Source organism: Phyllobacterium pellucidum, assembly GCF_013327855.1.
GTDB classification, from domain to species: domain Bacteria; phylum Pseudomonadota; class Alphaproteobacteria; order Rhizobiales; family Rhizobiaceae; genus Phyllobacterium; species Phyllobacterium pellucidum.
Genome location: NZ_JABUMX010000001.1, coordinates 1,024,869 through 1,041,507 on the forward strand (window position 1 = coordinate 1,024,869; position 16,639 = coordinate 1,041,507).

The 16,639-nt window shown below is 54.0% G+C and carries 12 protein-coding genes; 8 read left to right on the top strand and 4 right to left on the bottom strand.

Annotated elements, in window-relative coordinates; genetic code table 11:
• Window positions 1-22: 22 nt before the first annotated feature.
• On the bottom strand, window positions 23-520 hold the full coding sequence (locus HQ945_RS05025) for a CAP domain-containing protein (RefSeq protein WP_113279784.1): 498 nt from the start codon (window positions 518-520) through the stop codon (window positions 23-25).
• 88 nt (window positions 521-608) lie between these two features.
• Window positions 609-875, bottom strand: a complete 267-nt coding sequence (locus tag HQ945_RS05030; protein ID WP_027230335.1) for a DUF6460 domain-containing protein — start codon at window positions 873-875, stop codon at window positions 609-611.
• Window positions 876-1,252: 377 nt separating this feature from the next.
• Between HQ945_RS05030 and HQ945_RS05035 the strand changes: the two genes are divergently transcribed.
• From HQ945_RS05035 to HQ945_RS05065, 7 genes are all read left to right on the top strand, one after another.
• The gene (locus HQ945_RS05035) at window positions 1,253-2,188 is read left to right on the top strand and encodes a sugar ABC transporter substrate-binding protein (protein WP_113279783.1); all 936 of its coding nucleotides are present in this window, start codon (window positions 1,253-1,255) and stop codon (window positions 2,186-2,188) included.
• Between the two features lie 61 nt (window positions 2,189-2,249).
• On the top strand, window positions 2,250-3,818 hold the full coding sequence (locus HQ945_RS05040) for a sugar ABC transporter ATP-binding protein (protein WP_246272511.1): 1,569 nt from the start codon (window positions 2,250-2,252) through the stop codon (window positions 3,816-3,818).
• Window positions 3,805-4,809 carry an ABC transporter permease gene (locus tag HQ945_RS05045; protein ID WP_113279782.1) on the top strand — a complete coding sequence of 335 codons (1,005 nt, stop codon included), beginning with the start codon at window positions 3,805-3,807 and terminating at the stop codon, window positions 4,807-4,809. Before HQ945_RS05040 ends, HQ945_RS05045 begins: the two co-directional genes overlap by 14 nt.
• The gene (locus HQ945_RS05050; protein ID WP_113279781.1) at window positions 4,806-5,831 is read left to right on the top strand and encodes a LacI family DNA-binding transcriptional regulator; all 1,026 of its coding nucleotides are present in this window, start codon (window positions 4,806-4,808) and stop codon (window positions 5,829-5,831) included. The genes HQ945_RS05045 and HQ945_RS05050 overlap by 4 nt, the downstream gene beginning before the upstream one ends.
• A 391-nt stretch (window positions 5,832-6,222) precedes the next feature.
• Window positions 6,223-7,059, top strand: a complete 837-nt coding sequence (locus tag HQ945_RS05055) for a Stf0 family sulfotransferase (RefSeq protein ID WP_113279780.1) — start codon at window positions 6,223-6,225, stop codon at window positions 7,057-7,059.
• Window positions 7,060-7,583: 524 nt separating this feature from the next.
• Window positions 7,584-8,924, top strand: a complete 1,341-nt coding sequence (locus HQ945_RS05060) for a glycosyltransferase family 4 protein (protein WP_113279846.1) — start codon at window positions 7,584-7,586, stop codon at window positions 8,922-8,924.
• A gap of 102 nt (window positions 8,925-9,026) precedes the next feature.
• Entirely contained in the window at window positions 9,027-12,257 is a 3,231-nt protein-coding gene (locus tag HQ945_RS05065; protein WP_113279779.1) for a methyltransferase domain-containing protein, read from the top strand.
• Between the two features lie 34 nt (window positions 12,258-12,291).
• Here the strand turns inward: HQ945_RS05065 and HQ945_RS05070 are convergent, their stop codons facing one another.
• A complete protein-coding gene (locus HQ945_RS05070; RefSeq protein WP_113279778.1) occupies window positions 12,292-13,227 on the bottom strand; it encodes an NAD-dependent epimerase/dehydratase family protein in 936 nt (311 codons plus the stop codon).
• Window positions 13,228-13,461: 234 nt separating this feature from the next.
• Between HQ945_RS05070 and HQ945_RS05075 the strand changes: the two genes are divergently transcribed.
• Complete coding sequence (locus HQ945_RS05075) at window positions 13,462-15,336, top strand: DUF2339 domain-containing protein (RefSeq protein ID WP_113279777.1); 1,875 nt, start codon at window positions 13,462-13,464, stop codon at window positions 15,334-15,336.
• Between the two features lie 334 nt (window positions 15,337-15,670).
• Here the strand turns inward: HQ945_RS05075 and HQ945_RS05080 are convergent, their stop codons facing one another.
• A complete protein-coding gene (locus tag HQ945_RS05080; protein WP_113279776.1) occupies window positions 15,671-16,633 on the bottom strand; it encodes a glycosyltransferase family 2 protein in 963 nt (320 codons plus the stop codon).
• Between the last annotated feature and the right edge of the window lie 6 nt (window positions 16,634-16,639).

The window sequence follows — 16,639 nt, forward strand, 5'->3', positions numbered from 1 at the left end:
GATGCATTCCAGCACCCAGGGACTACACGCCAAGGACCAGCGCCCAATACCTTTCTGCACCAGATTCAGCGTAGGCAAGTCCGAAATGGCTGAATTGCGGGTCGAGCATATTGCGACGGTGCGGCGGTGAGTTCATCCACTGCGCAAAGACTTGGTCCATATCCATCCGGCCCCTGGCGATATTTTCCGCAGCGGGACCGTGAATGCCCGCGCCGCGTATGCGAGAAGCAAAGTCCCGGTTCCAGCTCGTCGTATGGCTCATGCGTCCGGCGCTCGCCATATAGCCCGCCTGCTGCAAGGCCGCCTGCTCCAATGCCGAAGACGGAGCGAGGGGCCCGAGCCCCCTTGACGACCGTATTGCCCGCAGATTGGCGCTGCCTGAAGCCGAAACGCCCGCGCGCTTGCCGGTCAACCGCGGTTGCGGTGGCGTCGATTGGCATGCGGCAAGCGGCAGGAGCGCAACGCCGGCGGCAAGGCCGAGAAAATGACGACGCGGCATTAGCAATTTTGTTTCGTCCATGGAGCTTTCCTCACGACGGGTTTAGCCGATATCGGTGAAATGTGGCTCCTTCGCGCCCCGAAAGGCTCAACCACAATGTTTGGCAGTTTTAGCGACGATAGCTCAAAAGCCGCAACAGGATGAAGCACGGAATGACGACGACTGCGCCAAGCAGGAAATAGCCTGCGAAGCGTTCGATCGCGCCGAAGCCCAGATTCCAGATGCGGCGGAAGAAATTCTCGATGCCGTAGAGAATATCCATCGGAGACCAGTCGAATGCGCTCATGACCACACCCACGACAAGCGAAACGATGATGAGCTTTATGAGAACACGGGCGGGCGTATCGCCCAGGAAACGGTTCACTCCATCCGACATGTTTTCTCCGGTCCATACTTGTCTGCGCTGGCAATGACATACGGCGATACGGAATAGCGTTCAAGGTGGTGAATAACCCATGCTCTGCATCGCGTGTCGCGGCAACCGCTTGTCACGCAAACATGGCGCTGTAGCGATGAAGACGGTAGAAACTGTTTTGCGATTGCGATGCGGTCGTGCAACCCGTCTTCTATGCAACTCCTCTCACTTGGCTCATAAAATTGACGCGCTGCAGCAATGAAACGTTTCATATTGACAAGCTTGAAGCGATATGGCCCATTTCCGTACAGAAATCGTTTTGCTGAGAATCCGGTGAAACGTTTCATCGCCTTGTCGGAGGACCTGGCGAAACCACGTCTTATTCTGGGAGGAATATTATGCGATTTTCCAAGATTATTGCGGCCGGTCTGCTCGCCGGAACGCTTATGGTTCCGATTGCAAGTCATGCAGACGACAAGCCCGTCGTCGGGCTCGTCATGAAGTCTCTCGCCAACGAATTCTTCAAGAACATGCTCGAAGGCGCCAAGGCGCATGAGGCCAAGCGCGGCGACTACACGCTCAAGGCTGTCGGCATGCAGTCCGAGACCGATATCGAGACGCAGATCAACGCTGTCGAAAGCTTCATTACAGAAAAGGTCGATGCGATAGTCATCGCCCCCGCCGACTCGCGTGCCTTGGTGCCGCCGCTAAAGCGCGCGGTCGACGCCGGCATTACCGTCGTCAATTTCGACGTTTCCCTTGACGAGAAGGCCAAGCAGGAAGCAGGGCTGACACTCGCCTTCGTCGGACCCGACAATCGCGGCGGCGCCAAGCTTGCGGGCGATGCTCTCGCCAAGAAGCTCGGCCAGGGCGCCAAGGTCGTCATCATCGAAGGCAACCCCGGCGCGGACAATGCAGCGCAGCGCAAGCTCGGCTTCATGGATTCGGTTGAGGCCGGAAAGCTCGACCTTCTCGATTCGCGCACCGCACATTGGGAAACCGAGGAAGCCAACACCCTCTTTTCCAACATGCTGACGGCCCATCCCGACATCCAGGGTGTGATGGCGGCCAATGATTCCATGGCGCTCGGTGTCGTCAAGGCAATCGATGCTGCCGGCAAGACCGGCAAAATCGAAGTGGTTGGCTTTGACAATATTCCCGCCGTGCAGCCGCTGCTGAAGGAAAAGAAGATGCTCGCCACCGTCGATCAGTTCGGCCAGGAAATGGCTGCGAACGCCGTCGACAAGGCGCTCGGCGTGCTCAAGGGCGGCAAGCCGCTCGAGGGTTGGGTCAAGACCGATATCAAGCTCGTCACGTCTGACGACGTGAAGTAAAAAGTTCTGGAACTGCGGCTGCGCCCTGATCGGGTGCGGCCGGAGACAGAGGCGGCCCAACATGGAAAACAATCAGACGATGCCTGACGGTATCCGCCCAAGCGCGGACGCCGAAGCCCTGCTCCATCTTTCCGGCGTACGCAAACGGTTTGGCGGGGTCGTTGCGCTCGACGGCGTCAGTTTCGCTCTGCGGGCCGGCGAGGTCCATGCTCTTGTCGGCGAGAATGGCGCCGGCAAATCCACATTGATCAAAATTCTATGCGGGATCGTCCAGCGCGATGCTGGTGAGATCGAACTCGCCGGGGCTCCGTATGATCCGCACGCGCCCGGCGATGCGAAATCGGCAGGTATTCAGGTTGTGCATCAGGAGTTCAATCTCCTGCCTTACCTCTCCGTCGCCGAGAATATCTGTTTTGAAGACATGCCGCGAAAGCATTTCGGCATGGTCGATTATACCAGCCTTTACGCCAAGGCCCGCAAAGCGCTTGATGCCATCGGGCTTGCTGACGTCGACGTGCGCCGGCCGGTTGAATCGCTCGGCGTGGCGCACCGGCAGCTTGTGGAAATCGCCCGTGCGTTGATGGGGGAGAGCCGCATCCTTATCCTTGACGAACCTACGGCAACGCTGACCGAGCGAGAAACGCAGCGCCTCTTCACCATCATCGCCGGCCTCAGGGCAAAGGGCGTTGCCATCGTCTTCGTATCGCACCATCTGCAGGAAGTCTTCGCCATTTGCGACAGGGTAACTGTGCTGCGCAACGGCGCCTCCGTAATGACCGCCGATATTGCCGCGACGACGCCCGAGCAACTGGTCAGCAACATGGTCGGCCGGCAACTTGCCGCAGCCATGGCAGCTGAAAAGACCGTCGATACCGGCGGCAAGACGGCGCTGTCATTGCGCAATCTGCGCCACCCCGCCTCGCCATTTGCCGAGGGCGTATCCTTTGATCTGCACTATGGCGAAATGCTCGGCATTGCCGGCCTCGTCGGCTCCGGACGCACCGAACTCCTGCGCTCGATCTTCGCCGCGGATGTCGCCGTCTCGGGAGAATTGCAGCGGGAAGGCGCGCCGCGTTCCTATCGCAATCCAGGCGATGCGATCGCGGACGGTATCGGCTTCGTCACCGAAGACCGCAAGGAAGAAGGCCTGATCCTTTCCATGCCGATCGCCGCCAACGTGACGCTGGCGAGCCTGAAAGATGTCTCGCGCCTCGGCCTCGTCGACAAGAACAAGGAAAGCCGCCTGACCCAAAAGCTCGGCGGCGAGGTACGGCTCAAATATGGAAGTCCGCGTGATGCTGCGTCCACGCTTTCCGGCGGCAACCAGCAAAAGGTGGTGCTGGCAAAGTGGCTGGCCAACAAGCCCAGGGTGCTTCTGCTCGACGAGCCGACGCGGGGCGTCGACGTGGGTGCGAAGGCGGAGATCTATGCGCTGTTGCGCGGACTTGCCGAGCAAGGCCTTGCCCTTCTGATTGTCTCGTCGGAACTGCCCGAACTGATAACATTGTGCGACCGCATTCTCGTCATGTCGAAGCATCGGATTGCCGGCGAGGTCGCGCGCAAGGACTTTTCAGAAGAGCACATATTGAATCTCGCCTATAAGGATGAACGCCGCCATGGACAGCACTGATATCGACCGCAGCCCTGCCGGGCGAGCCGATTTTGCCGCCGTATCGAAGACGGTCCTGCGCGAGGCGGGCATCGGCCTTGCGCTCGTCGTGCTCATCATCGTCTTTTCGGTGACGACCCAGCACTTCCTCACGGCAAGCAATATCACCAACATCCTGACACAGGTGACGATCAATCTCGTCCTTTCGATCGGCATGACCTTCGTCATCCTCATTGGCGGGATCGATCTTTCAGTCGGCTCGGTGCTCTCGTTTTGCGCCGTCGTCGCAGGCACCGTAATGACCTTGCCCGGGCTTGACCCGGCCCTTGCCGTCACGCTTGCCGTTATCAGCGCTGTGATCGCCGGGATCGGTTTTGGCCTTTTCAACGGCTTTATCAGCGCCTACTGGGCCATACCGTCCTTCATCGTCACACTCGGCACACTCAATATTGCGCGCGGCGCGGCCCTGCAAGTAACGAACGCTTCGACGATCTACTCCTTTCCCGCAGCGTTCAATGCCTTCGGCTCGCGCACGATCTACGGCGTGCCGGTGCTCTTCCTGATTGCTCTGCTGCTTGTCGCCATCGCCTGGTTCGTGCTGGCGAAAACCGTCTTTGGCCGCGTGCTCTATGGTATCGGCAACAATGAAGAGGCAGCACGGCTCGCCGGCCACAACATCTTCTTCTACAAGATTGCCGCTTTCACGATCTGCGGAGCGCTGGTTGGCATCGGCGCGATCATCTATATGGCCCGCCTCAATATCGCGAGCCCGATCATCGGCATCGGCTTCGAACTCAATGCAATTGCAGCCGTCATCATCGGCGGGACGAGCCTCAGCGGCGGGCGCGGCAGCGTCGTCGGAACGCTGCTTGGCGCCTGCATTATCGGCGTTCTCGCCAATGGGCTTATTCTGCTTGGCCTCAGTGATTTTATGCGACAGATGATAACCGGATTTGTGATAATCCTCGCTGTGATACTCGACAAATACCGCGAAAGACTGACCAAAGCATGAGTGCACCCGACGCGCCCGACAGGACCAAACATAAGACGCACGCGAAAGTGGTGAACATCAAGGACGTTGCGGCACGCGCCAATGTTTCGGTCGGAACGGTATCGCGCGTTCTTGCAAATAACGAGACCGTCGGCACGGCCCTGCGCGAGAAGGTGACTGAAGCCATTCGCGAACTCAACTTTCGGCCGAGCGGCGTTGCGCGCGGCCTGCGCCGCAGCCGCACCGATATGATCGGCCTGGTCATCCCGGATATTACCAACCCGTTCTTTGCCGAACTTGCCAAGCATGTCGAGGCGATCGCGTCACGTTCGGGATTTTCGGTGCTGCTGTCGATCACCAATGAAGACCCCAGGATCGAGCTCAACCAGATCGAAAGCCTGTTGAAGAGCTATCCAACCGGGCTAATCGTGGTTCCGACCCAGTTTGGCGCTTCCGAGGGCTGGAAGAGCAATGTGGCAACCGTTGCGGTGGACCGGCGCTTTGCGGGCTATCCGTTGATCTCTGTCGATCATGCCGCCGGCGCCGGCCTTGCCGCACGGCATCTTCTTGCCCTTGGCCACCGGCGCATCGCCTATATTGCCGGCCCTCCCGAAGCGCCCGTTTCACGCGAGCGGCGCAACGGCTTCGTCGACGCCCTTGCCGCCGAGGGGGTGACGCCGGAAATTCTCGAAGGCTATTTCGACTATGCATCCGGCGAAACGCTGGGCCGCATGCTGCTCGACCGGGCGCCGGGCGAGCGCCCAACCGCCATTGCAACGGCCAGCGACCAGCAGGCGATCGGTCTGATGCGCGCCGCCAACGATCTCGACCTGAAAGTGCCGCAGGATATTTCCGTCGTCGGCTTCGACGATATTCCGCTGGCCGAACTCATCACGCCGCGCCTGACGACGATCCGCCAGCCCGTCGAACAGATTGCCGCACGCGCCGTGGCGCTGACGACCGGCACCAGCCCGCTTCCCATCGACGACGAATTGCTGGAAGCATCGCTGGTGGTGCGCAATTCGACGGCGGCGCGCGACTAGAGGTTATTAAGGATTTTGGAGCGGGTGAAGGGAATCGAACCCTCGTATTCAGCTTGGGAAGCTGGATCGGTATGTGCATATTCAAGAACTTATACTGCCAGACCTTCCCGAACCCATTATCTAGTGGGTCGATCTTCGTCTCCTTAAAAATCATCCAAAATTGCCCTGGTAAACGCGCTGTCCGAAATTTCTCTTGGTGCACAACTTTAGATTGCCTTTGCGTAGGCCGTCGTGTACCGGGTCCGGGGCGAGAGGTGCATCGAGATACCCGCCGGCGACCGGGCAAGGCACGAGGGTGGCCCGACCTCAGTAGCGCCGATAGGTGTGTTTCTTGATGTGCCGACGTTTCTCGCGGACACGTTAATTGCCAACAGTAACTGAGATATCTTGCATGGCAGTCCTGATCCCACGTTTGTTTACACAGTTGAAGAATCGTCCCAAACCCGGAGAAGATTGGCATCCACATCTCGGAAAGATCGGAGGGCTCACTTTGGAGTCCTGGCTTCAAAATCATCCCCGAGCGGCGAACCCAACCAAGACAATCATTGTGGCCTCCGAGGAGCGATCGGGTAGCGAATTGTTCTGTGAGATGATGGGGCAGACCGGCGTTCTTGGGCGCCCTTCGGAGTACTTCAATACGCCTTGGATGCGTACGTTCGTTAAAGACTACCCGAGCGAAGTTGCCGAGCAGATACAGATAGCTCATCGCGTCGGTGTCACCCCGAACGGTTGCTTTGCCGTCAAACTGCACTCGTGGCATTTCGACCTTATCAGTCCAACGCTTAAGTTTTCAAAAGCGTTTCCTAATCCAAGTTTTGTCAGGCTCACTCGGGCAGACCTTTTGAGTCAGGCAATATCTTTGTCGCGGGCGCGCCAGTCGGGGCAGTTTCACGGTCACATGCCATCCGAGAAGGAGCCGATATTCAGTATCGTTGAAATTCAAAGGTGCTTGCAGGAAATAATCACAGCGCGAGCGCGATGGTCTTTATACTTTGCGCGTAATAACGCACCTGTTGTCCATATAGTGTATGAGAATTTTACAGTTAACCCAAAGCATTATCTCACCAAGGTCGGCGATCTTGTATCTGAGAGTTTGGATCGAAATTTGAAATTGAAACCACGAATGGTCGTTCAGCGCGACGAACGGACAAACGAATGGCGTGAGAGGTTTGTTAAGGAGGCGGGGGACCTTGGACGCCTCGATCGTCTCGACGAGCCACCTAAATAACATCGCGATGGTTGCCCTACTCGCTTCTGCCACAGAGCTCCGGTAGCGTACTGATGTCCATCCGAACTACGCGATTAAAACGCACCCCGCCATAAGGCGCAATGCAAGATCGGCCGATGTCGCGTCGCATTTCGAGCATCGAAGTTTCGCACCAAATCGGGCGCATAGAGCCATGATTTTCGTCCGAGCGTGGCTGCCAGCTGCTCGAGATCAGTTTTCTGCAGTTTCTGGCATAACAAGGGGACACAAGGTATTGCGGTAGGCGATCATCGCGCCGATCGTGTCGTTATCACTCTTCATTCCTTCACCGGACGTCAGATGACGCGCTTCTTATAGACGCGATCGCGGTCGTGTTCGTAGGGATGCACTCTGAATGTAGAATTGAACATTGACAAATCTGATAGGGTATTCGATAGGGAACGCGATGCCAGCAGGACGAAGGTCCGCGCAGTGCTCCACACGCTTGACACGTTGATCTGCGACGGATGCAAGGACGGGTCATTGTTCCCAAGAAGGAGCCCGATTTGAGAGTAGTCCTTTTTGTACATTGCTTTTTCCCAGATCATTTCTATGGAACTGAAACCTACACACTCCAATTGGCCAAGAATCTCATCTATCTTGGTCATGAAGTGACGATCGTTTGCGGAATCTTTCAAGGAGAGCAGTCAAATGATCGGGTGATTACCGCGTACACCTATGACGGCGTTAAAGTTATCGCCTTCGACAAGAACCATGTCCCACACTCGCGCATCGCCGAAACGTATTTCCAAGAGGAGACGCGTCCATATCTCCGGCAGATATTGGAGGAAACCAAACCGGATGTTGTTCACGTCACTCATCTCGTAAACCACACGGCAGTGCTTCTGGAGGAAGTCGCGCGCGGCAACATCCCCTTGGTTGCCACGCTGACTGATTTTTATGGCTTCTGTTTTAACAACAAGCTCGAGTCGGCGAGCGGCTCCCTGTGCGCCGGGCCGAACCTGCTTCGCAGTAACTGCATTGCTTGTTATCTGAAAGCTGCCAATCATCCGATAGCGCGGAAGGTTGCTAACGTCCCGATGGGCTGGGCCGCGTCCGGCTTAGCGCTAAGCGTAGCCAATGGGTTGAAATTCGATCCGGTCGGGGATGGAGGGCAAGCGATCCATGATATAGTTGTTAGACCGGATGTCCTGAAGCGCGCATATACCCACTACGACGCAATGATTGCTCCCTCACGTTTCCTCCTTGAGGCTTACGGCGCTAACGGATTTGATCGGAAGAAGTTGCATCTCAGCCGATTTGGAGTCGATATCATTAGGCGCCCAAAGCCTATCAAGGATCCGCAGAGCCCGATCAGCATTGGCTATATCGGCCAGATCGCCCCACACAAGGGTGTTGATCTTCTAGTATCAGCGGTCCGGGACTTTACGACATCCCAGGCCCGACTCGATATTTATGGACCGGCCAATCAGGACGTTGCTTATATGCAAAAGCTGCGATCTATAGCAGCCTCCAACGTTCAATTCCGGGGCACGTTTCCGCCAAGTGAGATGGCTGAGATAATGAGCAGTTTTGATCTGCTGGCCATCCCCTCGACGTGGTATGAAAATAGTCCTCTAGTTCTTCTAAATGCCTTAGCGTCGCATACGCCAGTCATCGTATCGGATGTCCAAGGCCTGACCGAGTTTATTGAGGAAGGTATCTCCGGATGGTCCTTCAAAAGATCGGATGCGAACAGCTTGAAGCGCCTCCTCGCAAAGCTTCTGCAGAATCGCGGATTGGTCCGTGCGAATAGCCTTCGGACAACCTATGATCGAACTTCTTTGATGATGACCCAGGAAGTTGTAAGCGTGTACGAGCAAGTAAAAGCGAATCGGTGGCGCTAAAGAATTGCTAAGCGGAAGGACCTACCAGGAATTTGGTCACTATGAGAGATTACTTCGGACGTCAGCAGAACTTGCAACTACTTAATCAATCGGTGGCCAGAAATGTCCTATGACTGTCCCATTTGCGCGCAGACAGTGAATGAGAAAGTTGTAGAAGTTGAGGGCTACACAATCTTTCGCTGTCATACCTGCGCGACGGAGTTTGTGGCACCACCTCTTCGTGACAACAAGTTGTTCGATGGGAGCGAGCGCGATGTGCACAATGATGAGGCGCCGGAATGGCTTGTCCCCCTAATCGACAAGGTAGAGGAACAGAATCCTAATCCATCGATCCTCGATATCGGCTGCGTCTGTGGTACTCGTCTGGCGCTTGCTCAACAACGCGGATGGCAGTGCTTCGGGGTTGAGCCATCTCCCCATGCCCGCGAGATTGCCCAGCAACGCCATAAAGGCATATTCATCACGGAGACAATCGAGGAAATTCCGCCTCACAAATTCGACCTAATTCTGATACTTGAAGTGATCGAGCATTTGAGCGATCCCTATCCCTTGTTCTACGAGATGTTCGCAAAAGGACAGATCGGTCCTGACACGGTGGTCGCAGTGACCACAGCCAACGCCCGTTCCTGGACCGCACTGGCCGATCCAATTGCATGGGAATTGAGACCCCCGCCCTCCCATATGACATCTTACTCAGGCCTTACGTTCAAAACGCTGTTAAAGCGGTTGCGTTTTCGCGACATCGATGTGGAGGGGCAGCATCCGTTGAACATCGCCCCCGTTCGAGGCTTCGACGATGAAGATCGCCGGGGAAACGAAAAACTAGCAGGTTTTGCTGGTCTTAAAGTGATCGCCACGGGAAGCGATTTTTCTAGCTTCATGCAGGAACGTTATGTTCCCGGGACATGGTCAGAACTGACGGCCTACGAGCACTTGCCGCGGTACATGTTCGCCCAACAGTATTCCATCGACAGGCGGGTTCTCGATTTTGGCTGTGGCAGCGGATATGGAGCGAAGGCACTTTCTGAAGTGGCGGATCATGTCGTCGCTGTGGATATCGATGACGGAGCTCTCGAATACGCGCGAACTGAACACAGTCGCTTCAACCTCGAATTCGTCAAAGTAGACGATCTGTGCGACAACTATTCTGATGCGCAGTTCGATCTTGTTACTTGCTTTGAGGTTATCGAACATCTAGATGAGCTTGATCAGAAACGGCTGTTGAAAAATTTCCGGCGCCTTCTAAAGTCGCAAGGCTTGTTGATTATCTCTACGCCCAATCCGAAGACCACAGAACTGTACGGCGAAAATCCCTTTCACTTGAAAGAGATGGAACTAGACGAGTTTTCTGATGTTTTAAAAGCGAACTTTAAACATACTATAATTCTGGACCAAAAAATTCTGTCCGGCTCTACGCTTACGATTTCTAGCGATAACGGGGCTTCGAATCCTGCAGCCAGAATAGCTCCCATGTACACGAATGTGAGTCCGAAAGCGAAAACACCTGCAGCTTGGATAGCTCTGTGTAGCATGTCGCCTCTTGATAGAGTGCAACCGGTTTTCTTCTACGACAACGAGACGGACTTTATTAGGCAACGAGTTCGTGAGATCGCTACTCGACATCAGCACGAGATAAAGCTTTACACGGAGAATAAACAATCCGCGGAATTGGAACGAGCATTACTTGCTGATGCAGCGTCACTCCAGGGGAAATATGAGCACTTGCGCTCTACCCACGATCAGTTCGTTGAGGAACGTGATAGGATCTCGACTGAATCGGCGTCCCTTCAACAGCGCTACGAGGCTTTGGTCGAGGAACGGGATAAAATCTCTACCGAAGCGGCGTCCCTCCAACAGCGCTACGAGGGTTTGGTCGAGGAACGGGATAAAATCTCCACCGAAGCGGCGTCCCTCCAACAGCGCTACGAGGCTTTGGTCGAGGAACGTGCGGCGCTGCGCTCCCGCCTCCACACAATCGAAACCTCATTGCGCTGGAGGCTTGCAAACCGCCTCGCTAGGCATGCTCCGTTTTTGCGAGCGGCTCTCGCTAATATTCGGCAACTAAGGGCTGTTCTGAAGCAAAAGCGCCCTGCGGCCGCTTCGTCCGCTCCTGCGGTCCCACTTCACAAACCTGTTGCATACGAGACAGCATGCGAGCCTCAATGGAACGCGAAGCAAAATCGTTATGAACTGCTCGTTGATGAGGCCTATAGGGCCAAGCAAGAGGCGAAAACCGGTACGCTGCAGGGCCTTGTAGCTCCCTATGTCGTTCGGCCGAAAAATCTCCCCGAAGATCCGACATCGCTGCCAAAGGTGCTGCATGTGATTCCCAACGTTCACGTCGGTGGATCCACCCAGTTAATTATCGACATCGTCGAGCATCTGTCAGATCAGTTCCAACACGAGGTCGTAACCTTGGCCCTTTGGCCGGCAGGGCAGCACGTTGGGCTGACAGTGCATCAGGTCACCTACTCGAACATGCAAGTCCTCCAGTCGCTCTTGAAAGAAATGCGGCCGGATCTCGTCCATATTCATTATTGGGGCCTGACAGATGACCTCTGGTATAAGGCCGTAATGGAGCAACTTGAAGACTTCCAAAATCTTCCAATCGTCGAAAACATCAACACGCCTATCGATCCTTTAATTTCACCGCGGATTAACCGATACGTTTTCGTGAGCGAATATGTTCGCAAGGAGTTTGGAGGTAAGCTGTCTGACAAGCTCGCCACGGTGGTCTACCCCGGAATAGACTTGACTCGCTTTTCTCATCCCTACGATGGAGAGGATGCTGAGAACGCGATTGGCATGGTATATCGGCTCGAAAAGGATAAGCTGACGATTGATGCCATCGACTTATTCATAGAGGTCGTGAAGCGTCGTCCACGCACTCGGGTTTATATTATCGGCGGGGGAAGCTTTCTCGAGGCCTGGATAAATAGGACATACGCACAAGGGGTCCGACAAAATTTCCGCTTTACTGGTTACGTTCCCTATGAAGAACTCCCCGACTGGTACAATCGCTTTTCTATTTTCATTGCTCCAGTCTGGGCGGAAAGTTTTGGACAGGTCGCTCCGTTTGCAATGTCGAAGCGACTGGCTATTGCTGGCTATAGGATTGGTGCTCTTCCAGAAATCGCCGGATCTGATGAGTTTTTTGGCACAGGTGTCGAGGACACCGCGAAGATCATCATTGACTTGCTCGAAGACAAAGAGAGATGCGCTCGAATTGGTCTCGAAAATCAAAAGCGCGCCGCATCATTGTTTTCGGTTGAAGCAATGGTCTCGGCCTATCAGCATCTTTATAAGGAGGAGCTTGAACATTCGAAAGATTAAAATGACGTTGCGCCGAGCATTGCCGGGCCCGACGTCACTGGGAGTCTAAGCGCTCCGCTAAGTTCTGCACCATCTCCTGGATCGAGTTCTTCATGTTCTGGCGCGGCTGCCAACCGGTGGCTTTTTTAATCTTCGAAATGTCCAGAATGTTGGCAGGAATGTCGAAGGCACGCCCGCCGACATACGAGACGTTCGGTTCGCGCCCTGCTGCATCACCGATAATCCGCAACAGTTCGTTCAGGCTTGCTCCTTCTCCAGATCCCACGTTGAATGTGGGAATGCTATGCTCGTCGGTGACTTCAGCCATCATAATTCCAATCAATGCGCTGGCGGAGTCAGCCACGTCGATGTAGTCTCTAACGACGCTACCGTCGCCCCAAATAGTCACCTTCTCACCCAGCACAACCTGTCGGGCAAAAATAGTTGCAGCGCCTTGCAGCTTGGCAATCGATTGCGATACTCCGAACGGATTGCTCAGGCGGGCAATACGGACATCTAGACCCTGTAACTGCCAGAACCGGGATGCGTAATTTTCCGCCGCAAGCTTTGTAATACCGTATATGCTGACTGGATCGAGAGGATGATCTTCCGTGATCGGCAGCGTTCTTGCTTTGCCATATACAGTGCCCCCTGACGACACGAAAACGACAGGCACGGACAACTTCGCCGTCACCTGTTGAAAGAGCGCTAGCAAGCCGCCAAGATTGGTCTTGGCGTCGGCGGCCGGATCGTTCTCCGCCGATCCTGGAGTAGTGGACCAGGCCAGATGGAAAATTCCATCTGGCTTCGCTTCAACGATATTTGCAACCGTCGCAGCATCCACAAGGTCATATTCGACCCAATATTGGGATTCGGCATGCAAATGGCGCCCGCGCGACGCCAATATTGCATCATGCCCAAGTGCACGCAATGCATTGGCCAAGGAAGCTCCCACGAAACCTGTACCACCGGTAATTACAAATCTTGCCATCTCTCTACTTCTATTTTTTGGCCCCAGTTCCACATGCAATACCACCGAAAATAACGCAAGCGACCGCCTGACTAGAAACTGCTTTCCCCCCGGTGGCGTGGTTCGTTCCCTATCATTCCTATGAACTTGAGTTCCAGATGCTTAGAGAGCAAACAATTAGAATTCGCCTAGTCAAACATTGCCCTCGGAAATAGCGTAATTTATAGCGGGCCAATAACCAACCGGAGATATCAATTGGCCACGAATCGCGAAGCACTGGAATTAGCAATCTACGCAATTCTTGGAGCAAGCCTTGCGATCTTACCGTTCATATTGATGTGGAGGCAGACGGAAACACAACCTTGGTTCGGCAATCGCACACTCATGCGTTGGCAAGGAGCAATCGGTGTCTCGTTGTCTTTATTGTTTTTTGCAACGCTATTTGAGCCTGATACATACGTTCTGCGGAACACCATGGTTAGTCCGGTTCGTCTGTTAGTCGTCGGGATTTTCTGGGCTCTGTTTCTGATGATATTTGCAGGACATTGCAAACTAAGACGGGAGCAATCCTATCTATGCTGGATTGTCGCGGCCATGTTCCTAGTGGCTGCGATAATTCTAAACTTCTCGTCGGGACCCTATACGGCGGACGCTGACGCTCCGCTCCATACAATGTATTTTGAGTCGATGTGGTATCATTGGGGGGCTTATATCGCCTCTGCCAAAAGCCTTGCGTCTGGTTTGGCAATCTACAGAGATTTCCCATCACAGTATGGGCTTGGGCCATCCATTTTTATTGCTGCAGCATCGGGATTAGGCTGGGTTGCCGGCATGTTTATCGTGGTCGGCGTCTTGCAATTGGTCTACTGGGTGAGCATCAGTGTTATTGGCTTGGTGATCGCCAATCGCGCCGTTGGATATAACCCCATGGTGTGGATTTCCGTGCTTTTGGTTACGATTACAACGTGCTTTCTCTGGGCAGGCAGCCCAACGTTCGCGAACTTTTTCCCGTCGCTTGGAGGAGCGCGATACTTCCCCGCGGCATTGCTTTCCGCTGCAATTATTCTCTTGGACTTGTCGAGAGATAACTATGCTGAGAAGCGCGGCTGGCGCCTACATATCCTGTGGGGTCTCGGAGCGGTCTGGTCCGTAGAATCGTTGTTCATTGTGTCTTTCATCTGGTGGCCCCAATACTTGCTTCTGAAAACGCCCAATAACGCTTCAAAGGGGGAGATCGTCCGGAACCTTGGCCGATCGATGCTGATCCTGGCGGTTGTGGCGATAGTTACGTTCGCCGTATTCTTAGCGGGGTATTACGCGATATATAAAGTGCTCCCGGACATTCAAATGTTCCTGGCTTTTGCGTCAAACGTTCCTGGGTCGCTTCCTGTCAATATAGTCGGGCCGGCTCTGCTAATAACGTTTTCGCTTGTGCTTTCTCTATATGCTCTTGGGTCACTATATCGAACGAGTGGCATCAATCGGGATTTCAGAACTCTGTTCTGTGTGATGTTGCTTAGCTACGGGGCAATGGTCTACTATATTGGAAGGAGCCACGATTCAAATATTCTGTCGCTCTTCCCGTATCATGGGTTGATCTGGATATTTCTTGTTTTAAACGAAACTTCGAAATTCATCCGAACTGCGGCAGCGAGCCTACTGGCGCTTTCGTTAAGTTGGATATGTGTGGCGCAACATGCATCTCCAATCAACAGGTTCGACACCCTTTTGACCTTCAACGGGACGCAATTGGACAGTGTTATAGAGAATTACTATGAAGAACCGGTAAGCACTGATCGTGGTCGCGCAATTGACTTCATTACATCAAAATATGGCGAGGGCATTACCGCGTTTGATATATACGCCAACATCGTTTTGACTAGCCCGCAAAAAGAGTGGACATCATATAACAACGCTACAACATACGCAGGGCTTCCAAGCGAAGTGCAAAAGCTTGCCGTACACAGGGCAAGACTTCAACTCAATCGTCAAGGATGGGTCATCATCCCCTCAATAAGCCCTCCGATGAGTTTGGCATATGTTCAAGACCTGTTCGCAGCGGATTATGAAGTCGACCAAAAGCTAGCCTTCGATACCTACACTGCATATCGGTTCGTCCCGAAGCGGTAAGTGCTCAACTTAAACTGCAGTAATTGTGTGCGCTTGCGTCCTACATTGAGGTTGGGTTGGAGAAGGTCGGTTGCCTCGACAGACGATCCAAGCTACTTCCCATCCAGAGGCTGAATGATATTTTGCTCGTCTTGAATTCCCGGCGACGGGCAGTACGAAGGCAACAGCGTTCACGTGCGCTCATCGGCAGGCCATATGCATAAGTGACCCAAGAAACGTCATCAATGTAGAAGTGGACGAACTACAGCCCGATGCCGAGATGGTGGTTGACATCGCCGGCTTGGCGTTCGGTGATACGATACCAACCGAGTCAAAACGGCGAGGCTTCTTGGTGTCATCTTGAACGAATTCTCTCGGATTCTCCGAAGTTGACGACCTCTTTTACGGCGAACTGAGGCTCATGGTTCACTCGTGAGTAGATCCGCCCTACGTATTCCCCAAGCACTCCTAGAAAGAACATTTGTACTCCACTAACAAATAGCAGCGTCGCGATTGTCGATGCCCAGCCCGGCTGGTTAGCCCCGGAAAAGAACCTGTCCACTATAACAGCTGCGAACAAAACCATGCTGACGACGGAGAGAAAGAATCCTGCGGCCGTGGCAATCCGAAGAGGTACATTGGAGCGAGTGGCCATCTTCAGCCACAGTGAGAACAACTTCTTGAAAGTGTATCCGCTTTCACCAGCTGCACGACTGCCATGGTCAATCTCTACAACTGCGATTGAGTCAGTTGAGGCCAAGACAAGGCCGTCGATGTATGTGAAGGGTCCATCATAGCGGATAATCTCTCCCACCAAATCAGAGCTCATGGCCTTGAACGAAGAGAGGTATAAGTCTTTTGGTTTTTTGAGCAGTAGCCGCGCGGCTACATCGTTCACTTTACTCCCAAATGTCTTGAACGCGCTATGCTTTCGGTCCCGATAGCTGGTGTAGCAAACATCAGCTCCAAGCTTAATCTTCTCAACAAGCTGGCTCAACGCAGCCGGTGGGTGCTGCAAATCATCATCCATGACGATGACGATATCTCCGGTCGCATGATTCAGGCCGGCCATTGTCGCGTTATGCTGGCCGGCATTTTTGCGTAAGGATATTCCCTTCAGCCAAGGCCTTCCCTCGGATAATGACTTTATGACCTTCCAGCTTTGATCAGGGCTTCGATCGTTCACCAGAATTAATTCAAATCGTTCGGGGGCGATGCGTGAAAGCTCAAAAGAAATTTTATCGACAAGTGCCGGAAGAATTTCAGCGCTTTTATACACCGGCACAACGACAGACACGCTGGAAAGGACTTGATTCATTTAATC